This window comes from Kerstersia sp. (genome assembly GCF_052103615.1).
Lineage (GTDB): Bacteria > Pseudomonadota > Gammaproteobacteria > Burkholderiales > Burkholderiaceae_B > Kerstersia.
In genome coordinates this window covers 61,057-87,256 of sequence record NZ_JBQEKA010000004.1, presented here as the reverse complement: position 1 = coordinate 87,256, position 26,200 = coordinate 61,057, and the positions used below count along the sequence as shown (strand labels likewise).

Genomic DNA, 26,200 nt, shown 5'->3' with positions numbered 1-26,200 from the left:
CTTTCTTTCACGTTTTGTCCTGCTAATTTCTTAGTTTACCGGGGGGTTTGGCCCCCAGTTCCATTGCGGGGTGGTCGGCTGCGCTACTTGGTCGGCATCGCCCACGGTTTTTTTACTGTCGGGCTGGTGCCGGGCTGTAACGCTGTTCTGGTGAGCAGTAAGCGGGCAGCGGGGCCGGCGGCAAAGGCATTTTTTATCTAGCAAGGATTCATAGACAATGTTCAATAAAGTGACCAAGTCGTTCCAGTACGGTCAGCATACGGTGGTGCTGGAGACGGGTGAAATCGCCCGCCAGGCTTCCGGCGCCGTGCTGGTTTCCATCGAAGATACCGTGGTGCTGGCGACTGTTGTTGCCGCGCGCAAGGCCAAGGCTGGCCAGGATTTCTTCCCCCTGACCGTCGATTACATCGAAAAAACGTATGCGGCTGGCCGCATTCCCGGCGGTTTCTTCAAGCGCGAAGGCAAGCCCTCCGAAAAGGAAACGCTGACTTCCCGCCTGATCGACCGTCCGCTGCGCCCGCTGTTCCCGGAAGGGTTCTACAACGACGTCCAGGTCATCATCCACACGGTTTCGGTCAATCCTGAAATCGACCCGGATATCGCTGCCATGATCGGCGCATCCGCCGCGCTGGCCATCTCGGGCATTCCGTTCAACGGCCCGATCGGTGCCGCGCGCGTCGGTTACATCGACGGCAATTATGTGCTGAACCCCACTGCCAGCCAGCTCAAGACCTCGGCGCTGGACCTCGTTGTGGCCGGTACCGAAAATGCCGTGCTGATGGTGGAATCTGAAGCCCAGCAACTGAGCGAAGAAGTCATGCTCGGCGGCGTGGTCTATGGCCACGAGCAGCTGCAGGCTGTTATCAACACCATCCATGAATTGGTGGAAGATGCTGGCAAGCCCGAGTGGGATTGGCAAGCAGCGCCGCGCAATGAAGCCCTGATCGCTGCAGTGTCGGCGGTGGCTGATAGCGGCCTGAAAGCAGCCTATTCGATCCGTGAAAAGCAGGCGCGTACGGCGCAACTGCGCGAAGTGTATGCCGATGTGCATGCCAAGCTGGCTGAGCAGGCTGCTCAGGCCGGCACCAGCGTGCCCGACAGCGTGGAAGTTGAAAACGTGCTGTTCGATCTGGAAGCCAGCCTGGTGCGTTCGCAGATCCTGAGCGGCGAGCCGCGCATCGACGGCCGCGATACGCGTACCGTGCGTCCGATCAGTGTCCGCCTGGGCGTGCTGCCCCGCGCGCACGGCAGCGCGCTCTTCACCCGAGGTGAAACGCAGGCGCTGGTTGTCGCCACGCTGGGCACCAAGCAAGACGAGCAGATCATCGACGCGCTGATGGGCGAGTACCGTGACCGCTTCATGTTCCACTACAACATGCCTCCGTTCGCCACCGGCGAAACGGGCCGCGTGGGTGTGCCCAAGCGCCGTGAAATCGGCCACGGCCGTCTGGCCAAGCGTTCGCTGATTCCGCTGCTGCCGGCGCATGAAGACTTCCAGTACAGCATTCGCGTGGTGTCGGAAATCACCGAGTCCAACGGTTCTTCGTCGATGGCATCGGTTTGCGGCGGTTCGCTGGCCATGATGGATGCGGGCGTGCCGGTGAAGGATCACGTGGCCGGTGTGGCCATGGGCCTGATTCTGGATGGCGGCAAGTTTGCCGTGCTGACGGACATCCTGGGCGACGAAGATCATCTGGGCGACATGGACTTCAAGGTAGCCGGTACCGAAAATGGTGTGACCGCGCTGCAGATGGACATCAAGATCCAGGGCATCACCAAGGAAATCATGCAAGTGGCGCTGGCTCAAGCCCGCGAAGGCCGCCTGCATATCCTGGGCAAGATGAAGGAAGCGCTGGGCGGTTCGCGCCAGGAGCTGTCCACGTTCGCGCCGCGCATGCTGCAGATCAAGATCAATCCGGAAAAAATCCGTGATGTGATCGGCAAGGGCGGCGCCACGATTCGCGCGCTGACCGAAGAAACCGGTACGCAGATCGACATTTCGGATGATGGCAACATCACCATTTCCAGCGCCGATCTGGATCGCGCCAAGGAAGCTCAGCGCCGCATCGAAGAGATCACGGCGGATGTTGAAGTCGGCCAAACCTACGAAGGCAGCGTGCTGCGTTTGCTGGACTTCGGCGCCATCGTGCAAGTGCTGCCGGGCCGCGACGGCCTGCTGCATATCTCGGAGATCGCCAACTACCGTATCGCCAACATCAATGATGTGCTGAAGGTCGGCCAGGCGGTGCGTGTGAAGGTCATCGAAGCCGACGAAAAGGGCCGTCTGCGCCTGTCGGTGAAGGCCATCGGCGGTATCGAGCAACAAGGCGGTCCGGCTGCGCCGGGCGCTGCCCAGTAAGGTCTGCCTGCCGTGTTCCGGTGCTGCTTTGAGCGCGCCGGACCGGCTACGCGGTATAGACGCCCCAGCGGCTGGAGAGATTCCGGCCGCTGGGGTTTTTGCATCGTGCGCCCGGATCCGCACCCGGCCGGCGGGCATGCGGCAGGCGTTGCCCGGCGCGCGGCTGCCGCGTGCGGGCCCGTACCTTGAAAGGGAGTTGAAGGTGTCTAGCGCTATCGACGAAATTATTGCCGGACGAGAGCCTGGCGGGCATGAGCAGCCTGCGCACCACCGTTATGTCGTCACGCTGTTCGGCCTGTATGGCCGTCCCGCAGGGAAAGCCATTCCTGTTGCGGCGCTGGTGCGTTTGCTCTCGGAGTTGGGCTATGAGCCTACCAGTGTGCGTTCCTCTATTTCACGCCTGAAGAAAAGGGGGGTGTTGCTCAGCCGCAAGGCGGGGGGCGCTAGCGGCTATGCGCTGGCCGAAGCGCTGGAGCCGCATATGCTGGCGGGCGATGAGCGGATTTTCGCGCCGCGGACAGCGGGCGTGGCGGATCCATGGCTGCTGGTGTCTTATTCGGTGCCGGAAAGTGAGCGTAAAAACCGCCACAAGATCCGGGCAGGACTGGCGCGCATGGGGTTTGGCAACGTCGCGCCGGGTCTGGGGATTGCGCCAGTGCGCGTGCAGGCCGAAGCGCTGGAATATATCCGCGAGCATGAGCTATGGCCGTATGTGGATTTCTTTGTGGCGGAGCCGGCAGGCCTGGGCGATTTGCGTCTGAAAGTGGCGCAATGGTGGAATCTGGATGCCCTGGAAGACGAGTACCTGGCTTTTGTGCAGGCGTTTGGCCCGCTCAGCGAACGTTGGCTGGGGAATATCCGTGAGGATACGCAAACGTTGCAGGAAGCCTTCAAAATCTATATCCCGATGGTAACGCAATGGCGGCGCTTGCCCTTTCTGGACCCAGGCCTGCCACCGGAACTCTTGCCCGCAGAATGGCAGGGCATTGCGGCACGCCGGGTATTCTGCGAACTGCAACGGGTGCTCAAGCCTTTGTCAGTACGCTATGTCGAGGACATACTGCGTTTGCTTGCCTGATGCTCGGCGGTCTGATGCTGATTGGTCTGATGCTGTATAGCCTGATACCGCGTGGCCTGATGAAGCCGGGACGGCCCGGGATATGCCAGGCCGGTAGCATGATTAGGGGGATCCTGATCGGCACACTCTGTCAGGGGTGTTCCATCAGCATGACGGCGCTGGTATCTTCGAGCAGCGCTTCAAAAATATGGGTTTCATCAGCGGGATAGCTGGCGTAATCGCCCGGACCCAGTTCGACCGTTTGATTCAGCGGGCCGACCCGCGCGCGTCCCTGGCAGATGACGACATGCTCAGCGGTGCCGGGCGGGTGGGGAATGGAAACCCTGGGGGTGCCAGGTTGCGCCACCAGCCGGTACATATCGCGCTGCATGCCGGCCGGGCACACTGCCAGCAGGGTAGCGACATAATTGGCCTCTTCCGAGGCCAGCGCCATGCCTTCTCCTGCGCGCAGAACCTGTATGGGCGGGCGTGCGGGCGCAATCAGGCGGGTGACCTGTATTTCCAGCGCCATGGCCAGGGCCCAAAGCGTTTCCAGGCCCGGGTTGCCGACACCGGCCTCAATCTGGGACAGGGTAGATTTGGCCACGCCTGCGCGTTTGGCCAGTTCCGACACGGATAGGCCCATGCGTTCGCGTTCACGGCGTAAAGACGCGGAGAGAATGGCGATAGGCGTGGAAAACGGGGATTCTGGCACGGCAATTCTCTATCTTGTTGGCGGCATTGCCATCGTATTGTTCGATATAACAAACAAATGTTCTATTTGACGAACTGATGATCTTTGGATCATTATATCGTCCATCTGTTTTTTTTACTGAACAGCAAACACGGACGAGCACGGCGGCGCGGTATGCCAGCGATGCCTGGCGAGAGGAATGATGGATACGAGAACAAAAGGCGTGGCCGAAATGACGGTGGCCATGCTGATTTCAGGCACGATAGGCTGGCTGGTGATTGAAACCGCCATGCCGGTGATGGCAGTGGTTTTCTGGCGTTGCGCGCTGGGCGGGCTGGCGATGCTGCTGGCTTGCGCAGGTTTGGGGCTGTTGCGCGGCTGTTGGCCGGGCCGGCGCAAGGCGGCATGGGCGGCCCTGGGGGGCGTGGCGCTGGTGGCGAACTGGTATTGCCTGTTTTCAGCGTATTCCCATTCGTCGATTGCGGTGGCAACCATTACTTATCACACCCAGCCTTTCATGCTGGTGGCGCTGGGCGCTGTTTTCTTTGGGGAAAAGCTGGGCATGCGCCAATTGGGCTGGCTGGTCTTGGCTTTTTTCGGGGTGCTGTTGATGGTGGCAGGCGGGCGGCAGGCGGCAGAGGCTTCCCCGACTTACCTGGGCGGGATTGCCCTGGCGCTGGCTGCGGCTTTTTTCTATGCCATGGCGGCGGCAATAACGAAACGGCTCAAGGATGTGCCGCCGCATCTGTGTGTGTTGATCCTGATGGGGGCGGGGGTGCTATTGCTTTGGCCGGCCATGCAATTGCCTGAGGGCAGCGGGGCCGGGGCGACCTGGGGATTGCTGCTGATGCTGGGCTTTGTGCATACGGGGTTAATGTCCACGCTGCTTTATGGCGCCTTGCAGAAAATATCCACGGCGCTGGTCGGCGCGCTGTCTTTTATTTATCCGGTGATGGCGGTAGGGGTAGATGCCTGGGCATTCGGCCACCGGCTGGGCGGCTTGCAGTTGGCAGGGGCGCTGGGCATTCTGTTGGCGGTGGCCGGGATGAATTTCGGATGGCGCCTTCCTGTGCGGCGGGTACGCGCCGCGTTGCCTGAGCAGGGATGAAAGCGCATGCGCGCTAGCCCTGGTGTTTAGCCAGAGTGTCAGCCCTTGCGCCGCCTTGGGCTGGGGCAGCCAAGCGCGCTGCGCCATGTAAAAAGCCCCCTAAGCCGGGATCAAGATCCAGGCTTAGGGGGGCTGTGCAAATCAGCAGGGCTGTTGCATGAAACGGCCAGCTTCATTGTGAGGCTGGCCGGTCTTGGTTTGCGCTTTAGCCCTTGATGACGGCGGCAATCGCGTTGGCAACGGTGTCAATATTGCCGCTGTTGAGCGCAGCCACACAGATGCGGCCGCTGCTGACAGCGTAGATGCCATGCTCGGCGCGCAGTTTTTCGACCTGCTCGGCATTCAGGCCGGAGTAGGAGAACATGCCGCGCTGGGCCTTCACAAAGCTGAAATCGCCCGGCACGCCAGCCTCAGCCAGTTTGTCCACCAATTGGGTACGCATGGCGCGGATGCGGTCACGCATGCCAGCCAGTTCCTGTTCCCATTCAGCGAACAGCTTGGTGTCACCCAGCACGGTCGCGACCACGCGGCTGCCATGGGTGGGCGGGTTGGAGTAGTTCGTGCGGATGACGCGCTTGATCTGGCTTTGCACGGCCTTGGCTTCGTCACTGTTGGCAGCGACCATCGTCAGGGCACCGACACGCTCGCCATACAGCGAGAATGACTTCGAGAACGAAGAGCTGATGAAGAGCGAGAGCCCTTTGTTGGCAAACAGGCGCACGACCGCGCCATCTTCTTCCAGGCTGTCGCCGAAGCCTTGATAGGCGATGTCCAGAAAAGGAACCAGGTCTTTTTCCTTGGCGATATCGGCGATTTCGCTCCACTGGGCCAGCGAGGGATCGACACCGGTCGGATTGTGGCAGCAGGCGTGCAGCACCACGATGGTGCGCGCCGGCAGGGTGCGCAGGCTGGCCTTCATGCCTTCGAAGTCCAGGCCGTGGGTCGCGGCGTCATAGTAGCGGTAGGTCACGACCGGGAAGCCGGCGCGGGTGAACAGCGCGCGGTGGTTTTCCCAGCTTGGGTCACTGATGGCGACTGGCGAATCGGGCAACAGTTCTTTCAGGAAATCGGCGCCGATTTTCAGCGCGCCGGTGCCGCCCAGGGCTTGGGCGGTGACCAGGCGGCCGGACGTCAGCAGCGGGGAATCACGGCCAAACAGCAGCTTCTGCACACCGCTGTTGTAGTCGCTCAGGCCGTCGATGGGCAGGTAGCCGCGTGCGGCAGCCTTGGCGGTCAGGGCTTCCTCGGCTTGCTTGACGCAGTTGAGCAGGGGCAGGTGGCCCTTGTCGTCGTAATAGACACCAACGCCCAGATTGGCTTTGTTGGGACGGGTGTCCGCAGCGAACTGTTCGTTCAGACCCAGGATAGGGTCGCGCGGCGCGACTTCAACGGATGCGAAAAGTGAACTCATGATGGAAGGGAGAATAGAGAAGATGGACGCAGTGATGCGTGACAGGGATAATGTAGCGTTTTCCCCGACTTAAAAGTCTAGCATGAGCACAGCGGCCTCTTCCGATGATTTTTCAACGCGGCCTGGTGGTGAGGGCAGCGAAAATAGCGGGGTTACCCATGGCGGGGAGGGCGTGTTCCAGCGTTTCCCGGGCAGCCCCTTTCTGTTGCACCAACCGTATCCGCCGGCAGGCGACCAGCCTGCGGCCATCGACGCGTTGGTGGAAGGGGCCAATGACGGCCTGATGCGCCAGACATTGCTGGGGGTGACGGGCTCAGGAAAAACCTACACGATGGCCAACGTCATCGCGCGCATGGGGCGTCCCGCGCTGGTGCTGGCGCCCAATAAGACGCTGGCGGCGCAGTTGTACGCCGAGATGCGGGAATTCTTTCCCCGCAATGCGGTGGAATATTTCGTGTCCTACTACGATTATTACCAGCCCGAAGCCTATGTGCCTTCGCGGGATCTGTTCATCGAGAAAGACTCGGCCATCAATGAGCACATCGAACAGATGCGTCTGTCGGCCACGAAAAGCCTGCTGGAGCGCCGGGATACGGTCATTGTGGGAACGGTGTCGTGTATTTACGGTATCGGCAACCCTGGCGATTATCACGCCATGGTACTGGTTCTGCGCACGGGTGACCGCATCGGCAGGCGTGAAATCCTGGAACGCCTGGTGGCCATGCAATACACGCGCAATGATGCGGAATTTACCCGCGGCGTGTTCCGGGTGCGCGGCGATACGATAGATATCTTTCCGGCGGAAAGCGCGGAGCTGGCGGTGCGCGTCAGCATGTTCGACGATGAGGTCGAAACCCTGGAACTGTTTGATCCCCTGACGGGCCGGGTGCGCCAGAAAACGCCGCGATTCACGGTTTACCCCGGTTCGCACTATGTGACGCCGCGTGAAACAGTCTTGCGCGCCATTGAAACGATCAAGCAGGAGCTCAAGGAGCGCCTGGCTTTCTTTGTGGCCGACGGCAAGCTGGTGGAAGCCCAGCGGCTGGAGCAGCGCACCCGCTTTGATCTGGAAATGTTGCAGGAGCTGGGGTTCTGCAAGGGCATTGAAAACTACTCGCGGCATTTGTCCGGCGCGGCGCCGGGAGACCCTCCGCCGACGCTGATTGATTACCTGCCTGCCGATGCGCTGATGTTCATTGACGAAAGCCACGTCATGATGGGCCAACTTGGCGGCATGTACCGGGGCGACCGTTCGCGCAAGGAAACCCTGGTGACCTACGGCTTCCGCCTGCCTTCGGCGCTGGATAACCGGCCGCTGAAAATGGATGAATTCGAAGCGCGCATGCGTCAGTGCGTGTTTGTCTCCGCCACCCCGGGGCCCTATGAAAACGGCTCGTCCGACAATGTTGTCGAACAGGTGGTGCGTCCTACTGGCCTGGTGGACCCGGTGGTGGAGGTACGTCCCGCGATGACGCAGGTCGATGACCTGCTGGGGGAAATCCGTTTGCGCGTCAATCAGGGCGACCGGGTGCTGGTCACGACGCTGACCAAGCGCATGTCAGAGGAGCTGACCGAATACCTGACGGAAAATGGCGTCAAGGTGCGCTACCTGCATTCGGATATCGACACCGTGGAACGGGTGGAAATCATCCGGGATCTGCGCCTGGGGATTTTCGATGTGCTGGTCGGGATCAACTTGCTGCGCGAAGGGCTGGATATCCCGGAGGTGTCGCTGGTCGCCATTCTGGATGCCGATAAGGAAGGTTTCCTGCGCTCTGAGCGCAGCCTGATCCAGACCATAGGCCGGGCGGCGCGTAACCTGAACGGGCGGGCGATTCTCTATGCTGACCGGGTGACGGATTCCATGCATCGGGCAATAGGTGAAACCGAACGCCGCCGGGAGCGGCAGGTGGCCTATAACGCTGAGCACGGGATCGAGCCCAGGGGCGTTCAGAAGGCGGTGCGCGAAATGATTGATGGCGTCATGTCGTCCAGCAAAGAGCTGGACACGGCGCCTGCGTACGAAATGGCCGGTATTCCCCAGGACGAGAAAAGCCTGGCGCAGGAAATCCGGCGTCTGGAGAAAGCCATGCTGGAGCATGCGCGCAACCTGGAGTTCGAACAGGCTGCTGCGGCGCGCGATGCTTTGAAAACCCTCAAGGAAAAAGCGTTCCGCTGAGTGCTAGGCTGGGGCGCCGCAGGCTCTTTAGATAGGCTCTTTAAGCAGGCTCTTTATTTGGCCGGGCGCTGGCGCAGATGCTCGCCGCTGCCCGCGGCCATCCGCATGACATCCACGACGCCCGCCATGGCCACTAGCGCGATGCAGGCCAGTGCAAAGCGGTAGCTCAGGGCAGGGACATGTTCCCAGGCGGGAAAGCGCGGGGCCAGGGCGGTTTGCAGCCAGTCGCCCAGGCGTATGCAAATAGCGCCGAAAGCAATGCCCAGCCCCAGCGCCATTTGCTGAATGGTGCTGGCCAGTGTGTTGGCGGCCGCCATTTGGTCGGAGGGCACGTCGGCGAAGGCCAGGGTATTGATGGCGGTGAATTGCATGGAACGGCACAGGCCGCTGACAAACAGCACAATGATGATCAGCGCGGTGGGCGTGCCGGGGCTGAGCATGGCGCAGGCCAGCAAGGCCAGCACATTGAATATTCCGTTCACGGCCAGGATGCGTTTGAAACCATAGCGGTGCAGCAGGCGTGTCGTGAACATTTTCATCGACAGATTACCGGCGAAGACCGCCAGTACCAGCATACCGGCCTCAACAGCGCTCAGGCCGAAGCCCAGTTGAAACATCAAGGGCAAAATAAAGGGCAGGGCATTGATGGCAAGCCGGAAGCAGCTGCCGCCGCGCACCGAAACAGCGTAGCTGGGAATGCGCAGAGGCGCCAGGCTGATGAGCGGATGACGGGTGCGCGACAAATGGGCGACGGTCAGCGCCAGCAGCAGGGCGCCGCCAGCTAGATAGGCCAGGATGGCGCCAGCGCTGGCGCCCATGCCGGCCAGTTCCATGCCATAAAGCAGGCCTAGCAGGGCCAGGCCGCTGCCCAGGAAACCGAAGAGATCAAAGGGGCGGGCCTGGTCAGCGCGGCTGGCAGGAATCAGCAGGTAGGCTGCCAGCAGCGCCAGCAAACCTATGGGCAGGTTGATATAGAAAATCCAGCGCCAGGAGGCGTAAGTGGCCAGCAAGCCGCCCAAGGGCGGGCCTAACACAGGAGCGATCAGGGCGGGCCAGGTAATCATGGAGATGGCCGCAATCAACTGCTGTTTCGGCGTATGGCTGAGGACGACCAGGCGGCCGACAGGCACCATCAGCGCGCCGCCCATGCCTTGCAGCACTCGCATGGCGACGAATTCCGGCAGGCTGTTGGCCTGCGCGCACAGGAGCGAAGCCAGCGTGAACAGGATGATGGCGCAGCAAAAGACCCGCCGCGCGCCCAGGCGGCCGGCCAGCCAGCCGCTAGGGGGAATACAGACCGCCAAGGTCAGCAGATAGGCGCTGACGCCCAGGTTCAGATCGACAGCGGAAACGCCGAAGCTGAGGGCCATCTGCGGCAATGCGGTGACGATGATGGTGCCGTCCAGGTTCTCCATGAACATCACGGCGGCCACCAGCAGGGTGATCCAGACCGGACGCGGAGGACGTGATGGGCGTGAGGCAGAATCCGGCCCGGCGGGCGTGGGGGTGAGGGTCATGAAGGCAATGAACATAAAACGCCCCGGAAGCGCCAGGACGTGCCTGGGGGCCGGGGCGGGGATACCTGCTGGCGGCTGAAGAAGTCCGGCGGCGCATGTGGGGGATGCGCAGGGCCGGACCAAGCCTTGCGGGGGAGTCACCGGCCTGCCCAGGGCGAGGGCCGGTGATTTTTTGCGTCTTAGCGCTCGATGGCGAGGGCGACGCCCTGGCCGCCGCCGATACACAGTGTCGCCAGGCCCTTCTTGGCATCGCGGCGGTTCATTTCATGAACCAGCGAGACCAGGATACGGGCGCCGGATGCGCCGATGGGGTGGCCCAGCGCAATCGCGCCGCCGTTGACGTTGACCTTGCTGCCGTCCCATTGCAATTCACGCGACACGGCCAGCGATTGCGCGGCAAAGGCTTCATTGGCTTCGATCAGGTCGAGGTCTTCGAGTTTCCAGCCGGCCTTTTCCAGCGTTTTGCGCGTTGCGGGCACGGGGCCCAGGCCCATGACGGAGGGGTCAACACCAGCGCTGGCATAGGACTTGATCCAGCCCAGGACGGGCAGGCCCAGTTCCTTGGCCTTTTTGGCGCTGGCCAGCAGCAGGGCGGCGGCGCCGTCATTCAGCGTGGACGCATTGCCGGCCGTGACGGTGCCGTCTTTCTTGAAAGCCGGACGCAGGCGGGCCAGCGTTTCCAGGCTGGTTTCAGGGCGCGGCTGCTCGTCGGTATCGACGCGTACCGGGTCACCCTTGCGCTGCGGAATTTCCACCGGCGCGATTTCGTCCTTGAAGCGGCCGGCCTTGATGGCGGCGCCAGCCTTTTGCTGGGAGTCGTAAGAGAACTGATCCAGCTCTTCACGCGTCAGGCCATAGCGCTCGACCAGATTTTCGGCGGTGATGCCCATGTGGTAGTCATTGAAAGCATCCCACAGGCCGTCCTGAATCATGCTGTCGAGCATTTGGGCATGACCCATGCGCAGGCCGGTGCGGGCCTTGGGGACGACGTAGGGTGACAGGCTCATGTTTTCCTGGCCGCCGGCGATGATCAGGTCAGCGTCGCCGCTGCGGATGGCCTGGGCCGCCAGGTGCACGGCCTTGAGGCCGGAGCCGCAGACTTTATTGATGGTCAGTGCCGGGGTTTCGACTGGCAGGCCGGCGTGGATGCTGGATTGGCGGGCCGGGTTCTGGCCGGAGCCAGCGGCGAGCACCTGGCCGAGAATGACTTCGTCGATGGCTTCGGCCGGGATGCCGGTCTTGGCGAGCAGATGTCGGATGACCGTTGCGCCGAGCTCATAGGCGGGGATGTGGCTCAGGGCGCCCTGAAAGGCGCCGATGGCGGTGCGGGATGCGGCGAGAATTGCAACGTCACTCATGATTCGACCTCATTGAGACATAACAGAAAATTAACCACGCGCCAAAGCGCAAGTCCTGGCCGGAAGCACCGGCACGGACACTGCCGGGCCGCCGTCAGCCGCCCAAGGGGGCAACGGTGACGGCGGCTGGATTAGCCTTATATCAATACTGTATTGCATTTCAGCACGCCCGGATACCATGTTGCGCAGAGACAGACGGGGCGGTATCAGGCCATGCGGGTAATGGTTTTCCGGAAGCGGCTGAGCGAAAACCCGAATAGCGCGCAACCAATCAGGAACAGCATCAGGAAGGGTTGCCAAACGACTTCCAGCCCGGCGCCACGGAACAGAATGGCCTGGCTCAATTCCACATAGTGGGTATTGGGCGCGAAGTACATGATGTCCTGCACGAATTGCGGCATGCTTTCGCGCGGTGTCATCGACCCGGACAGCAACTGCAGCGGCAGCAGCGCCAGGATCAGCAGCAGCCCGAACTGCGGCATGCTGCGGGCCAGGGTGGCAAAGAAAATGCCCATGGAAGTTGTGGCGAACAGGTGCAGCGCCGTGCCGGCGATGAACAGCAGCACCGACCCTTCCACCGGGACTTTCAGCAGCTGCATGACCACCAGCACCAGGGATAGCGCGGCGGCGACCAGCACAACCAGCCCCATGGACCAGACCTTGGCCAGCATGATCTGCAAGGGGGTGACAGGCATGACCAGCAAGTGTTCGACCGTCCCGTGCTCGCGTTCGCGGATCAGCGCAGCACCGGTCAGGATGATGGAGAGCATCGTCACGTTATTGATGATCTGCATCAGCGCGCCGAACCAGGCTGGCGTCAGGCTGGGGTTAAAGCGCATGCGCATGGCCAGATCCACTGGCGGAGTCTGGCCGCCACGGTAGCGTTGCAGGAACTCGTTGACTTCAGCCAGGACGATCTGCTGGATGTAAGTGCTGCCGGTAAAAGCCTGGCTGACGCGGGTGGCATCGACGCTGAGCTGCACTTCGGGCTTGAGCCCGGCCAGGACATCGCGCTGGAAGTTCGGCGGGATATCAACCACAAAGGTGTATTGCCCGGAATCCAGCGCAGCATCCATTTGCGGGGGGGCTATCATGCCCGGCGCCGTGAACTGCGGCGGGTAGAAGGCCGAGGCAATACGTGCCGACAGCGGGGAGTTGTCTTCATCGACGATGGCGATGGAGGCGTGGTTGAGGTTCTCCGGCATGGAGGTGGCGGCGGAGTAGATCGACACGGTGAAGGTATAGACGATCAACACCAGCATGATCGGATCGCGCGCCAGGCTCCAGAGCTCCTTGACGCCCAGCCGGAATATGTTTTTCAGCCCTTGCATGTGGTTTCCTTCAACGCTCCTGTTTGTTCAGCAGGGCGATGGCCAGACCCAGAATGATGGGCACGGACAAGGCCATGGTCCAGAACTCGGGCTGCAAGTCGGAGAGATACAGCGCCTTGTTGAAGATACCGCGGCTGATGGTCAGCATATAGCTGGCCGGGTGCAACTCGCCGATGATGCGTCCCGAGCCTTCCAGCGAAGAGACCGGATTGATCAGGCCAGCGAACTGGATGGCGGGAATCAGCGTGCCGATAATGGTGAAAAACATGGCGGCGATCTGGCTGCGCGTGAAGGTGGAGGCCAGCAAACCGAAACCCGTGGCCGCCGTGCAGTAGATCAGCGCTGCCAGCGAGAGCGACAAGAAGCCGCCTTTGACCGGCACATCGAACACCACAATGGAGAAGATCACCATCAGCACGAAGCTGATCATGGCCAGCACCACATAGGGTATCTGTTTGCCCAGCAGGAACTCGGCGCGGGTGACGGGCGTGACATAGAGGTTGATGATGGAGCCCAATTCTTTTTCACGCACGACCGACAGCGCTGTCAGCATGGCTGGCAGCATCAGCAGCAGCAGCGGAATGACGGCAGGCACCATGGCGACCAGGCTCTTGACGTCCGGGTTGTAGCGGAAACGGGTTTCCACCGACGCGGCGCTGGCGTAGTCTATGCCCAGGCGCTCGTGCGCCTGTTGCTGCAGCCAGGACATATGCATGCCCTGAACGTAGCCTTTGACGGTTTCCGCCCGGGAGGGCATGGCGCCGTTGACCCAGACTCCGATTTCCACTTGCTGGCCCCGGCTGACATCGCGCGCAAAGCCTGGCGGGATTTCAATGGCCAGGGCCAGTTCGCCGCTGCGCAGGCGTTTATCGACATCGTCGTAATCGCGCAGTGGCGGTTGCTCCACGAAATAGCGTGATCCTGAAAGGTTGAGCGCGTAATTCTGGCTCAAGCCGGATTGGTCGTGATCCAGCACGGCGAACTTCAGGTCTTCGACGTCCATGCTGATGCCGAAGCCGATGACGAACATCAGGATCAATGAACCCAGCAGCGCCAGCGTGGCCCGCAAGGGGTCACGCTGCAACTCCAGCATTTCACGCCACATATAGCTGAACATGCGGTTCACGCTGAAGGCCTGGTGCTTCTGGGGCGCCTGCGCGGCCGTGGCGGGCGTGTCGCTCACCAGGGCGGGCGCGGCGGCGCCTGCTTGCGCCGCCTGCGCGTCTTTTTCCGCTGCGGCATCGGCCTTGGCTTGCGCCGGATCGTTTTGCTCGATGGCTTCGACCAGATAGGAAATAAAGGCTTCTTCCAGCGTGGCCGAGCCGCGTTTGCGCACCAGCTCCGCAGGCGTATCGCTGACCAGCACCTTGCCCGCGTGCATCAGCGACATACGATCGCAGCGCTCGGCTTCGTTCATGAAGTGGGTCGAGATGAAGATGGTCACGCGGTCACGGCGCGCCAGCTCTATCATCAGGCGCCAGAAATTGTCGCGCGCAACGGGATCGACGCCCGAGGTCGGTTCATCGAGAATCAGCAGCTCAGGCTTGTGCACCATGGCGACAGCCAGCGACAGACGCTGGCGCACGCCCAGGGGAAGCTGTTCCGGCAGGGTATCCATGACATCCTGCAGCGCGAAACGCTCCGCGCTTTCCTCTACCCGCGCAGGAATGTCGGCTTCGGGAACGGAAAAGAGCCGCGCATGCAATACCAGATTCTGCCTGACAGTCAGTTCGCCATAGAGCGAAAAGGCCTGCGACATATAGCCGACGCGGCGGCGGGTTTCAATGTCATTGGCGGCGATTTCATTGCCGAACAGCCAGGCCTGGCCTTCGCTGGCCGGCAGCAGACCAGTCAGCATCTTCATGGTGGTGGATTTGCCGCAGCCGTTGGAGCCTAGGAAACCGAAGATTTCCCCGCGCCGAATCCGGAAGCTGACATGATCGACGGCCACAAATTTGCCAAAGCGCATGGTCAGGTCTTTAGCTTCAATGGCGATTTCGTCGTTATCGTCATCTTGCAAAGGCGTGATGACAACAGGCGCGTGATCCCGTTTTTTCTCTTCTGGCAGCAGCTCGATAAACGCGGCTTCCAGGGATTTGGTATGGGTGCGCGCCAGCAGTTCTTTCGGGGTGCCCGTGGCCAGGATCTGGCCGCCGTCCATGGCGACCAGCCAGTCAAAGCGCTGGGCCTCGTCCATATAGGCCGTGGCGACCAGCACGCTCATGCCGGGACGCTCGGTGCGGATGCGGGCGATCAGATCCCAGAATTGCGCGCGCGCCAGCGGATCTACGCCGGTGGTAGGTTCATCCAGAATCAGCAGGTCGGGATCATGGATCAACGAGCAGCACAGCCCCAGCTTCTGCTTCATGCCGCCGGACAATTTGCCGGCAGGGCGGTCCAGGAACGGGTGCAGGCCGGTCGCGCGCGTCAGGTCATCAATGCGGCGGCGGCGTTCGGCCGCATTATGGCCGAACAGGCGGGCGAAGAACTGCAGGTTTTCTTCCACCGACAAGGTGGGATACAGATTCTTGCCCAGGCCTTGGGGCATGTAGGCAATGCGCGGGCAGACCGAATCGCGGTGGGCCTTGCTGCGCATATCGCCGCCCAGCACGTCCACCGTTCCCTGCTGGACAGCGCGAGCGCCGGCAATCAGCGACAGCAGGCTGGATTTGCCGACACCGTCGGGGCCGATCAGGCCGATCATGAGGCCGGCGGGGATGTCCAGCGTGAAGTCCCGCAGCGCGGAGACTTCACCATAGTTCAGGCTGACGTTTGCCAGCCGGACGGCAACGCCCTGCGAGGATTGAGAAGGCTGCGGCATTGATTACTCCGGCAGCCGGACCTGCAGCGATTCAGGCCACTGGGCATTGCTGTCGAGTTTGACCCAGGTGACGCCGGGCAGGCCGGTTTTGACTTGCGTCAGGTGCTTGCGCAGCAATTCCGGGTCGATGCGGGCCTTGACGCGGAACATCAGCTTTTCGCGTTCACTGGCCGTTTCCACCGTCTTGGGCGTGAACTGGGCAGTGCTGGCCACGAAAGACACCGAGGCCGGAATCACAAGCTGCGGAGCGGCATCCAGGATGATGCGGGCTTCCGAGCCCAGGGCGACCTTGCCTGCGTCTGTCGCAGGCAGGAAGAAGGTCATGTAAACATCGGACAGATCGACAAAATTCAACACTTTGCCGCCAGCGCCCAGCACTTCGCCAGGCTGGGCGACGCGATATTGCACGCGGCCATCGCGCGGGGCAATCAGTTGGCTGTCCTTGATATCGGCTTCGATGCGGGCGATCGTGGCCTGCACGGCGACCACGGCCGACTCGGCGCCTACGACCTGGGCCCGTGCCGCTTCGATGGCGGCATCGGCTGCGGCGACTTGCGCCTTGGACGCCTCGACGGCAGCCTGCGCGCTGCGCACGCGGGCGCGGTCGTCATCCAGCTCCTGGCGCGACGTGGCGCCGCGCTGGGCCAGTGTTTCGGAACGGTTCAGGCGTTGACGGGCGGCCAGATGCTCACTTTCGCGTTGCAGCACGGCAGCTTCGGCGGCCCGTTTGTCGCTGACGCGCGCCGCCACTTGCGCCTTGGAGCCGGCGACGGTATTGATGGCTTTCTGCAGATTGGCCTTGGCCTCGTCGCGCTGGGCTTCCAGGACGTCGATTTGCATGCTGGCCAAAGGCTGGCCCGAGGTCACGAAGTCGCCCTCGTTGACTTCAATGCTTTCGACACGGCCAGCCAGTTTGGTGGAAACGTCGATTTCTGTCGCTTCGATCCGGCCGTTGCCTTTGGCAAAGCCCGGGCCGGGGCCGGCATCCTGGGAGGCATGCCAGGCATAGTAGGCACCGCCGGCAACGGCCAGCAGTACGACGGGGACAATGAATTTCCTGATCTTTTGGTTCATACGTAGGGCCTGGAAAGTTCTGATCCGGAGCCGCGCCTGGCGGGGCTCAATTAAGAATGTGAAAACCGTTATCAACAAACAGCGTGCTGCCGGAAATGGCGCGCGCTGCGTCCGATGCGAGAAATGCGCAAAGGGCGCCCGCGTCTTCGATACCGAGAGTATGCCGCAGCGGCGCGCGCTCCATACTGTCCTTGATCAAAGAATCGAACCCTGAGATGCCAGAAGCTGCCCGTGTATCCAGCGGACCCGGAGAGACGGCATTGACGCGAATGCCGCGGGGCCCCAGCTCCGTGGCCAGATAACGGACGCTGGCTTCCAGCGCCGCTTTGACGGGGCCCATGATGCCATAGCCGGGCATGACTGCCTGGGCCCCAAGGTAACTGATCGTCATGAGGCTGCCGCCTTGTGTCATCAGCGGCTCGGCATCGCGGGCCAGACGGATGAAGGAATGGCAGGACAAATCCATGGCTTGCGCAAAACCGGCGGCGGAACTGTCCAGGACGCGGCCGTGCAGGTCGTCGCGCGGCGCGAAAGCCACGGAATGCACCAGAAAGTCCAGGCGGCCCCAGCGCTCGCGCACGGCCTCGAAGAGCGCCTGCTGTTGCGCGGCATCGCCGACATCCAGCGGCAGCCTGAAATCTGTTTCTAGTTCATCAAACAGCGGCGCCACATGCGGCAGGGTTTTGTCCGAGTACCAGGTAACGGCCAGTTCCGCGCCAGCCGCACGCATGGCGCGCGCTGCGCCCCAGGCGATACTGCGGTCATTGGCAATTCCGACAATCAGGCCTTTTTTGCCAGCGAGGTGGCTGGAGAGCATGCTATTTCTCCAGGACATACTGGCCGGGGGCGGCTTCCAGCGGCCGGTAACCGGCCTTGGCCGCGCCCATGGCCGGCGGCTTGACCTGCGTCTGGGCAGAGTGTTGGGCCAGCCATTGCTCCCATGCCGGCCACCAGGAGCTTTCCTGGCGCGGCGCGCTGGCTTGCCAGTCTTCCGGAGACTGATAAGGCGCGTCGTGGGCATGCGTGGCGATTTGATAATGGCGGCGGGGATGGCCGGGGGGCGAGACGATGCCCGCATTGTGGCCACCGCTGGTCAGCACGAATGTGATTTCTGTCGTCGTCAGGTGGTGCAGCTTATAGACGGACTTCCAGGGCGCGACGTGATCGGTCATTGTGCCGACGGCGAATATCGGCAGCGAAATATCGCTGACAGCCACCGGGCGCTTGCCGACCGGATAGCGGCCATGCGCCAGGTCATTGTCAAGGAACAGGCGGCGCAGGTACTCGCTGTGCATGCGGGCGGGCATGCGCGTGGCATCGGCGTTCCAGGCCATCAGGTCATTCAGGCCGCGGCGGTCGCCCAGCAAGTAGTCGTTCACCATCTTGGACCACAGCAAATCGTAGGAACGCAGCATCTGGAAGGCGCCAGCCATCTGGCTGCCCTTGAGGTAACCGGTTTCCCGCATCTGCGCTTCCAGCATATTGACCTGGCTTTCGTCGATGAAGAGGCTCAATTCGCCGGGTTCACTGAAATCGGTCTGAGCGGCGAACAGGGTCAAGCTGGCCAGGCGCTCGTCCTGGTCGCGCGCCATGGCGGCCGCGGCAATCGCCAGCAAGGTGCCGCCCAAGCAATAGCCGACGGCATGGACGCGCTGCTGGGGAACAATGGCATTGACCGCCGTCAAGGCGGCAAACACACCGCTTTGCAGGTAATCGTCCATGCCGAGATCGCGCTCGGCGGTGCCGGGGTTCTTCCAGGAAACGCAGAAAACGGTATGGCCTTGATCGACCAGGTACTTGATCAGCGAATTGTCGGGCGACAAATCCAGGATGTAGTACTTCATGATCCAGGCGGGCACGATCAGCACCGGCTCGGCATATACCTTGGGCGTCGCGGGCGAATACTGGATCAGCTCCATCAGCTGATTGCGCAGCACCACCTTGCCGGGCGTCGCGGCCACTTGCTTGCCGGGAATGTAGTTCTCCGCGCCTTCCGGCGCTTCATCGCTACGCAGGCGGGCGATATCATCGAGCAAATGCATCATGCCGCGATACAGATTGGCGCCGCCCTGTTCGCGGGTCTGCTGTTGCACCACCGGGTTGGTCAGCCACTGATTGCCGGGGGAAAATACATCCAGCCATTGGCGCGCGGCAAAGGCGATGACGTTCTCATGGTGCTTGCTGACCCCGCGTATGCCGGTGGTGGCTTCCTGCCACCATTGCTGTTGCGCCAGGAACAGCTTCTGCCAGAACGAGTAGGGCCACTGTTGCCAGGCGTCGGCAGAAAACCGGCGGTCCTGGGGAATGGACTGAATCTCGCAGGCGCCAGTCATCTGGGGCAGGGTGCAGAGCAGGTCGGAATACTGCCGCGCCGCGAGCACGCCCAGGCTGAGCTGCTTGCCTGGCGACATGGCCAGGTGCAAGCCCCAGTCATAAGCCGCCAGCAGCATCGACGCAGGAGACAACCCTCCCGTCATGCGGGCGAGGGCAGCATAGGAGGATTGGTCGAGTTGAGCTGCGGCGTCGTGCAGTTCTTGCGATAGCGGGGTGTCTGTCATGAAAGCCATCCAAGGAGCGCATTTAGTTGAGACTTATGTGTATCAACAAGGATTGTGGCATAGCTGGATAGATTTCTCTATGTACGCCTCCGTCGCGCAGGCGCTACTTATGACAGATGGCTTCAAATAGCCTTTATTTTCGAGAAAAGCCGGGTTTTTTGACGATAACGATTGATTTTTAAAAATAATCAATCGTTATCGGCGTCAGATGCGGAATAGTCTTAACGGGCGCCGAAGCCTGTCAGCATAATCCTGACCGTGAGGATCGCGATCATCAGGTCCAGGGTCAATGAACAGTTTTTGATGTAATAAAAATCATGCTGGATTTTTATTTGTGTTTCATCCGTGCTGGCTGTGTAGCCTTGCCTGACTTGTGCCCAGCCGCTGATTCCGGGTTTGACGATATGCCGGTAGCTATAAAACGGAATGATTTCCTCGTACTGTTTGACGAAGGTGGGCTGTTCGGGGCGCGGGCCAATCAGGCTCATATCCCCTTTAAGTATATTGAAAAACTGCGGCAGTTCGTCGATACGGAGTTTACGAATGACCCGGCCGATGCGTGTAATGCGGGGATCGTCCTCATCGGCAAATTGTTCCGGGGCGGCACGGTCAAATCGCATGCTGCGGAATTTGTAGATGGTAAAAGGTTTATTGCCTTGTCCAATTCGGGTCTGGCTGTATATGACCGGGCCGGGACTTTCAAGTTTGATAAGAATGGCAGTGATCAGGCCGACAAGCAGAACGATAGGTAAGGTCGCCAGTACGACCAGAATGTCGATGACCAATTTGATGCGTTCGTAAATGGGGGAAGGCAGCAATGAACCCATGTTGTTTTCAGACATGCGATGGATTTCCACGCGGCCGGAAAGGGATTCGTATATTTGCCGCGCATCATAGACGGCCGTGCGGTTCAAGGCGCATTGGGTCAGGAAGCGCTGGGTGGCATCGTCGGTCTGGTGGAAGTCGGCGACGACGCCGTCATAGCGGTGGTCCAGTTTGAGGACAGTCAGTGGAATGGCCTTGATGTCATCCATGGCCAGGATTTCGCTGGTGTAGCGGCCTCCCGGGACGACTGCCAGTTTCAGGGACATGGATTTATAGGTCAGCGTGTATTCGAGGTACAGCCACAGGATGGCGCAGGCGCCGCTGGCAATCAGCAGATAGCGCGAAACCTGGAGTTGCAGCATGAAAGTACAGAGCGCGAAGAGGCCGTAAAGGATCAGCACCTGGGGCGCAATGAAGGCTGCCGAGCGGCCGCCAGGGTAAGCCGCCCGCAAGCGCAGGCTGAGCAGATGGCTGGAGGCATAGGCAAGGGTCGTGACAATAAGGGCAGTCAATTGACCTTTATCGGGCTGCAGCAGAGTCTGCCAGGACCAGAACACTACGAATGGCAATAGAACAGCCAATAGCCAGCCGATCAGTATGGAAAATCCGCGGGATAACAGAATCTGTTCGTGCAGGCGCTTATGGCGACGATGGCGGGCTGAGCTCATGAGAGGTAATGTGTTAGCGAATTCGTAGGTCTCTCAGCAGTTCATAATGTCATGGGACGGCGTATTGAACTGTTCGATAGGAATAGTGAAGCAATCAATGACTAAGTAATATTAGGTGGATCGCATCTTGGGCGGGCGTGTGAGTTGCTGGAAGAGCTGGTTCCACTTGGCAAGAACATCAGGCAGCGCGTATTTTTCGGCAGCTTTTCTTGCATTGTGTCTCATGGCTGCGCAGCGCGCAGGGTCATTCAAAAGATCCAGCAAGGCCGCTGCCAGGGCATCAGGATTGGCGGGTTCGCACAAAATGCCATCCAGATGATTGTTGATGACTTCTCGCGGGCCGAAATCACAGTCGAACGAAACAATGGGCAGACCGTAGGTCTGGGCTTCCAGCAACACCAGGCCCTGGCCTTCGTAACGCGAACTGACCGCCAGCAAGGTCGATTGCTGATAGTGTTCGAAAATCCGGTCGGTAAAAGGCAGCCAGCTGACATGCTGGGTCAGCGACAAGGACCGGGCCTGAGTTTGCAGGGCGGCCTGGTCGGGGCCTTCGCCGATGATGGTGAGATGGGCATCCGGGCGTTGCGCGATAACCTGCGCCCATGCCTTGAGCAAATCGTCGAAGCCTTTTTGATGCGCCAGTCTGCCGACGGCCAGTACTTGATTGTCCGGGATGCAGGAAGCTGGGCTTGGCGCCGGCAGGGAAACCGGATTTGGGATCACGGTAATGCGCTGACTGATCGCCTGGTACTGCATAGCCTGGGTCTGTGTGAGGGACAGGATGCAGTCGGCATGGCGATAGAGCAGGCGCCCGGCAGCCTGGGTCAGTTTGCCAAAAGCAGCGGGATTATTGTGATCGCACACAATGAGTGATGGTGTCGGCTGGCGAGAAGGGATGACTTTGAGGGCCAGCACCGCGAGCAGCGCGCACCATGGCCCGTTGGCGATCAGAATGTCGGCCTGGCGGATGGCGGCATGCCGCCGCAGGGCAGGGATGTCGCGCGCATAGTTCACGAGGCGCTGCATCCGTTGCGGTTGCAGCGCGTGTTGCAGGCTGAAGCGCTGGACACGGTCATCCAGCGGATAAACATCCGAAACCTGGCCTTCTCGCACCAAGAGCGACGTTTCGTGCCCTTGTTCGGTCCAGCCGTTGAGCAAGAGCGCCAGAACACGCTCGACCCCGCCTTTGGTGACATAGCTGTCGTAGAGCTGGACGATTTTCATGCCTGAACCCTCTTTTTCGAAGGCTGACGCAAGCGGTAAAGCAGCGCTGCGCCGACCAGGAAACTGACGGCATAGCCTGAACCCACCGCCAGTGGGCCTTGCTGCCAGGAAAGATGCAGATCGGGAAGCAACAGCAGTGCAGTGACGATCAGGCCCGTCACCCATTTCAGGGTGACGGCATAGTGCAGCCCGCTGCGGATCAGGATGGCATCCAGGCTGAGCGCGGCGAATCCGGGAATCAGAATGAGCGCTCCAAGGCGGATGATGCTGATGGCTGGATCGAAAGCATTGCCGTAAATCAGCGGAATGAACAAGGGCGCGAAAAGGCCTATGCCGGCAGTGAGCGCCAGGCTGAGCAGGACAAGCGCTGGCACGAACAGGGGCGAGGCCTTGCCTGTGGCCGAGTGGCGGCGATAGACCAGAGAAGGCGCCAGGGCTGCGATGGCGACAGGGCCGAAAAACCAGCCGCTGTCCAATAGTCCGAACGCAGCCGTATATTGTCCGTACAAGGTGGCGGAAAGACGGGTTTCCAATACGATCCGATCCAGGCGCTGAATGATGATCAAGGCGAGGACGCCGATCCAGACGACGAAGCCTTTGCTTAGCAGCCAGCCCATGCAGTGCCGCGATGCCTGCCATAACCATGGCGGGCCATCATCGCGAATCGCATAAAGATAGCAGGCGGCAATGATGAAGTACTCGGCGCTATAGACGGCGATGAATCCAATGACCCCCGCATCCAGAAAATACAGCGCAGCGATGCACAGCAATTTGAGGCAGGAAATCAGCAACCGCACCGTTGTAATGACACGGGTATGTTGACTGACTTCCCTGATTAAACGCAGGGTATTGAATGGCTCGGCGACCAGGAGGGAGGCTGCGAGAATGAACAACAAGGGCTGGCGCGGGCCCGGTTCGCAAAAAAATGCCCAGGCCAGCATGGCGAGGCAGGCCAGCAGCCCCACCGAGAGCCGCAGGGCAAAGACTGAGCCCAGCAAACGTCTGCGGCTGGCCGGATCGTCACTGGCGGCTAATTGCGGGGCGACCGTTTCAGAACCGGCCATCAAGCCAATGGCAGAAAAAACAAACAGCAGGGCGAGCGCGTACTGAAACTCGCCAAAAGCGTGAACGCCCAGCGTGCGGGCAATCAGGCCTACCGATATGGCGGAAAACGCGAGCTGCAGCACTTTTTCCGACACCAGCCAGATCAGACTGGATAATTCTCGGCGCGCCGCTAGCCGGCGCAAGCGGGCTGATAGACCTGTCATCATGAGTCAGTGGGGCGTACGCAAAATGGGAGGCGCGGAGCGTTTGCGCAAGGCTTTGACAATGTAATGCGCCATGAGCGCTGCGCTCTTGATGGCGGGCAGGCCAAGCTCATGGCGGTAAATATGCCATTGCCATTGAAGGTTGCGCAATTTCTTGGAAGAGCGTGATTCAGGCTGCACCCGGTAACGGGCCATCGGGTGAGTCAAAGGCAAACGGCGGGCATGCGGGATGCGTTGCAGCGCCGAGAGCCAAAACAGATAATCCTCATGCCCGATGCTTTTGAAACGCAGATCAAGAACACGCTGGCGTTTGACGATACCGGTCAAATTCGCAATCACATTGCTTTGCAGCAGTTGCTCATAAGTGACGTGTTCTGGCGGCACAACGATATTCAAAGGGCCACCTTCATTGAAGCGCTGGTAGGCGGCGTAACATAGCTCGACGCCCTCGCGTTCCATGAACGTGACTTGCTCAGCGAGTTTTTCCGGCATCCAGAGATCATCACTATCCAGAAATGCCAGATAATCGCCCCGGGCGTGATCCAGCGCCACGTTGCGCGCTTGGGCGACGCCCTGATTGGTGCTGCAGCCGAACACGCGGATGCGCTCATCGCGCGCGGCATAGCTTTCAGCAATGGCCAGGGTGTTGTCGGTTGCCGCATCCACGACCAGCAGCAATTCCCAGTGTTCCCAGGTTTGCGCCAGCGCGGAATCAACGGACGCAGCAAGAGTGCTGGCCGCGTTGTATGCCGGCATGACGATGGAGACCAGGGGGGGGTTAGTCATGTCGAGTCAGCGTCTCCAGTCGTTGGCGATATTGCCGGGAATAGACCTCTTCGGCGTAATGCTGATAATTTTTTTCCCAGAGGCTCCGGGCGCGGGCGCCGCGTTCGGCCAGTTCTGCTTTCGTGGCGTGGGCCAGCCAATCGCGAATGGCATCCACTGTTTCGTCTAGCGCCCAACCGGTTTGTTCCTGCTCCACGCGTGTGCCTGGCGGAGTCCCGCGGGTGCTTAGCAGGGGGCGGCCGAGCAACAGATGCTCATAGTATTTATTCGGGGCGGCATAGCGGTGGTTGGGCATGCTCAAATGATAAAAACCGACCGTGCAATGCATGTTTGCCAACATATTCAAACCTGCTTCGTGGCTGAGCGGGCCGTGCACAACGATATTGTCATGTTGGCGCGCGGCAGCCTCAATCCGTTCGGAAAGCGGGCCATAGCCACCAAAATGCAGGGTGACGCCGGGTTGGCCCGCACAGGCTTCCAGCAGGTTTTCCAGTCCCCGGTGCCGGGGTTCCAGAACGCCGAGATAGCCGATGCGAATCGGGCCAGGTTCTTGCGTGTCGATGGGCTGCGCTTGTAGGGGGCTGGCTGGCACATTTTCTACGACCATAATGTGTTCGGCTGGCGAGAGCTCATGCTGCTCATAGCGTGATTCATCGGCCAGCAGCGTCAGGTCTGCATGGCGCGCCAGGAAACGCTCTATGCCATTGAAAACCGCACGTGCCGGCCCGCTAATGGCACGCGTGTCGGCGTAATGATCGTAGATATCGAAGACGAACGGCTTGCGGCACAGGCGGCAGAAAAACCATGCAGCCAGGGCGCTATCCAGATCAACGGCATGCACGGCCGATATCTGGCGGCGTAAGCGGAACAGTGTACGGACGACAAAGAGATTCCAGCCAGCCAGGGCCAGCAGGTTGCGCCAGCGCGCGCCTAACGTGGCGGTTTTCTTGTACAGATGGATATCGTCAGCCGAAGGGGGCGCTTGCGTCTGCCCTCGATCCCAGCCGATGAAGCTGACATGATCACCTTGTGCCTTCAGTGCATGAACATATTTGTTCATGCGCGAATCAAGCTGAGGCAGAAATGCTCGGACGAATGTGATGTGCATGGTTCTGGTCTGCTGAATCGAAATGATGGAAGAGCACGAAGAAATAGAAGATAAAGAAATTCTGGTACAGCCATTCCGATTTGACGAAAAAGACCATGCCGTAGGCCACAAAGAGTGCCAGATAGAGTCGCAGGGACGTTGCTTGGTTCCGCGAATTTTTCCAGACGCGGATCAGCAGCGCCAGCCAGAACAGAATGAAGAGGGTACACCCGACATAGCCGGAGACGTGGAGCAGCCGGACAAAACCCGAGTCGCTGGCAGTCAGGCGCTGGGCATTGTAGTTGTCGTTGTTTCTGAAATATATGCCTTGGCCGAACAAGACTGAAGGCTCTGCTTCCAGCGTGCTTTCCGTCGCCTGCGCTTGTTCTTTCTGGGCGGCGAGGTCGGAGCTAATGGTGGGCAGGCCTTGATAGGACTCTATCGTGATATCAAACGATGCCGATGCGAGTTTCCCCCTGCTGAGAGAGGTTTGCAGCGGTTCGATGAGCCACTCGACCAATTGTTTACCATCCTGGGAGAATTTGGGCAGGCTGGCCAGCAGCAAGGTCAGCAGCACATAGATGCCGAACAAGGTCAGGCGCTGCCGCAGATTCTGGGCCAGGTAAAGGCTGACAATGACGTACAGGCCGATCAAGGGCAACGCGCTGCGGCCGCTGAGCAAGGCCAGAAAGAGGCAGGCAAACTCTACAAGGTAGAAAAAGATTGTACAGGTATTGGGCCGTGACCAAAGGGCGGCGCGGGTGACGAGCATGCCCAGGGCGGTGAGGACGAAGGCTATGCCATGAGAGGCGAACAAAAATCCGTTGAGTCCGAAAAAGCGGAAGGGATGCCCATGGTTATTGCCATTGATGACA

The 26,200-nt window shown here is 60.6% G+C and carries 19 protein-coding genes; 4 read left to right on the top strand and 15 right to left on the bottom strand.

The annotated features are described in order from the left end of the window. Window positions 1-217 precede the first annotated feature (217 nt). Together pnp and ACTJGZ_RS02255 are read left to right on the top strand one after the other, a co-directional pair. Window positions 218-2,359 carry a polyribonucleotide nucleotidyltransferase gene (pnp, locus tag ACTJGZ_RS02260; protein ID WP_441661339.1) on the top strand — a complete coding sequence of 714 codons (2,142 nt, stop codon included), beginning with the start codon at window positions 218-220 and terminating at the stop codon, window positions 2,357-2,359. Between the two features lie 202 nt (window positions 2,360-2,561). Beyond that, the gene (locus tag ACTJGZ_RS02255; RefSeq protein WP_441661338.1) at window positions 2,562-3,437 is read left to right on the top strand and encodes a PaaX family transcriptional regulator; all 876 of its coding nucleotides are present in this window, start codon (window positions 2,562-2,564) and stop codon (window positions 3,435-3,437) included. A gap of 130 nt (window positions 3,438-3,567) precedes the next feature. Here the strand turns inward: ACTJGZ_RS02255 and ACTJGZ_RS02250 are convergent, their stop codons facing one another. Then, window positions 3,568-4,131 carry a helix-turn-helix domain-containing protein gene (locus ACTJGZ_RS02250; protein ID WP_441661337.1) on the bottom strand — a complete coding sequence of 188 codons (564 nt, stop codon included), beginning with the start codon at window positions 4,129-4,131 and terminating at the stop codon, window positions 3,568-3,570. Window positions 4,132-4,312: 181 nt separating this feature from the next. On the opposite strand from ACTJGZ_RS02250, the gene ACTJGZ_RS02245 reads away from it, so the two are divergent. Further along, window positions 4,313-5,218, top strand: a complete 906-nt coding sequence (locus tag ACTJGZ_RS02245; protein WP_441661361.1) for a DMT family transporter — start codon at window positions 4,313-4,315, stop codon at window positions 5,216-5,218. 205 nt (window positions 5,219-5,423) lie between these two features. On the opposite strand, the gene ACTJGZ_RS02240 is transcribed toward ACTJGZ_RS02245, so the two are convergent. Continuing rightward, window positions 5,424-6,629 (bottom strand): amino acid aminotransferase, encoded by a 1,206-nt coding sequence (locus tag ACTJGZ_RS02240; RefSeq protein ID WP_441661336.1) that lies wholly within the window; start codon window positions 6,627-6,629, stop codon window positions 5,424-5,426. Window positions 6,630-6,711: 82 nt separating this feature from the next. Here ACTJGZ_RS02240 and uvrB point away from each other — a divergent pair, with 82 nt between their 5' ends. Next, the gene (gene uvrB, locus ACTJGZ_RS02235) at window positions 6,712-8,808 is read left to right on the top strand and encodes an excinuclease ABC subunit UvrB (protein ID WP_441661335.1); all 2,097 of its coding nucleotides are present in this window, start codon (window positions 6,712-6,714) and stop codon (window positions 8,806-8,808) included. Between the two features lie 53 nt (window positions 8,809-8,861). Here uvrB and ACTJGZ_RS02230 read toward each other — a convergent pair whose 3' ends face one another. From ACTJGZ_RS02230 to ACTJGZ_RS02170, 13 genes are all read right to left on the bottom strand, one after another. Then, window positions 8,862-10,325, bottom strand: coding sequence for an MFS transporter (locus ACTJGZ_RS02230; RefSeq protein ID WP_441661334.1), 1,464 nt, complete (start codon window positions 10,323-10,325; stop codon window positions 8,862-8,864). A 179-nt stretch (window positions 10,326-10,504) separates the two neighbouring features. Then, window positions 10,505-11,683, bottom strand: coding sequence for an acetyl-CoA C-acetyltransferase (locus ACTJGZ_RS02225; protein ID WP_441661333.1), 1,179 nt, complete (start codon window positions 11,681-11,683; stop codon window positions 10,505-10,507). A gap of 206 nt (window positions 11,684-11,889) precedes the next feature. Then, a complete protein-coding gene (locus ACTJGZ_RS02220; RefSeq protein ID WP_441661332.1) occupies window positions 11,890-13,014 on the bottom strand; it encodes an ABC transporter permease in 1,125 nt (374 codons plus the stop codon). Between the two features lie 10 nt (window positions 13,015-13,024). Next, complete coding sequence (gene rbbA, locus ACTJGZ_RS02215) at window positions 13,025-15,835, bottom strand: ribosome-associated ATPase/putative transporter RbbA (protein WP_441661331.1); 2,811 nt, start codon at window positions 15,833-15,835, stop codon at window positions 13,025-13,027. A gap of 3 nt (window positions 15,836-15,838) precedes the next feature. Beyond that, window positions 15,839-16,909 (bottom strand): HlyD family secretion protein, encoded by a 1,071-nt coding sequence (locus ACTJGZ_RS02210; protein ID WP_441661330.1) that lies wholly within the window; start codon window positions 16,907-16,909, stop codon window positions 15,839-15,841. A gap of 46 nt (window positions 16,910-16,955) precedes the next feature. After that, complete coding sequence (gene fabI, locus ACTJGZ_RS02205) at window positions 16,956-17,726, bottom strand: enoyl-ACP reductase FabI (protein WP_441661329.1); 771 nt, start codon at window positions 17,724-17,726, stop codon at window positions 16,956-16,958. A 1-nt stretch (window position 17,727) separates the two neighbouring features. Beyond that, window positions 17,728-19,467: a PHA/PHB synthase family protein gene (locus ACTJGZ_RS02200; protein ID WP_441661328.1), complete on the bottom strand. Its 1,740-nt coding sequence runs from the start codon at window positions 19,465-19,467 to the stop codon at window positions 17,728-17,730. Window positions 19,468-19,688: 221 nt separating this feature from the next. Next, a complete protein-coding gene (locus ACTJGZ_RS02195) occupies window positions 19,689-20,960 on the bottom strand; it encodes an exopolysaccharide biosynthesis polyprenyl glycosylphosphotransferase (protein WP_441661327.1) in 1,272 nt (423 codons plus the stop codon). A 111-nt stretch (window positions 20,961-21,071) separates the two neighbouring features. Continuing rightward, a complete protein-coding gene (locus ACTJGZ_RS02190) occupies window positions 21,072-22,184 on the bottom strand; it encodes a glycosyltransferase family 4 protein (protein ID WP_441661326.1) in 1,113 nt (370 codons plus the stop codon). Continuing rightward, window positions 22,181-23,455 carry an oligosaccharide flippase family protein gene (locus ACTJGZ_RS02185; protein ID WP_441661325.1) on the bottom strand — a complete coding sequence of 425 codons (1,275 nt, stop codon included), beginning with the start codon at window positions 23,453-23,455 and terminating at the stop codon, window positions 22,181-22,183. Before ACTJGZ_RS02185 ends, ACTJGZ_RS02190 begins: the two co-directional genes overlap by 4 nt. A 3-nt stretch (window positions 23,456-23,458) precedes the next feature. Then, window positions 23,459-24,238, bottom strand: a complete 780-nt coding sequence (locus ACTJGZ_RS02180; RefSeq protein WP_441661324.1) for a glycosyltransferase family 2 protein — start codon at window positions 24,236-24,238, stop codon at window positions 23,459-23,461. After that, window positions 24,231-25,298 (bottom strand): glycosyltransferase, encoded by a 1,068-nt coding sequence (locus tag ACTJGZ_RS02175; RefSeq protein WP_441661323.1) that lies wholly within the window; start codon window positions 25,296-25,298, stop codon window positions 24,231-24,233. The genes ACTJGZ_RS02180 and ACTJGZ_RS02175 overlap by 8 nt, the downstream gene beginning before the upstream one ends. A gap of 7 nt (window positions 25,299-25,305) precedes the next feature. Further along, a partial coding sequence (locus ACTJGZ_RS02170) for a hypothetical protein (protein ID WP_441661322.1) occupies window positions 25,306-26,200 on the bottom strand: 895 nt, incomplete at its 5' end.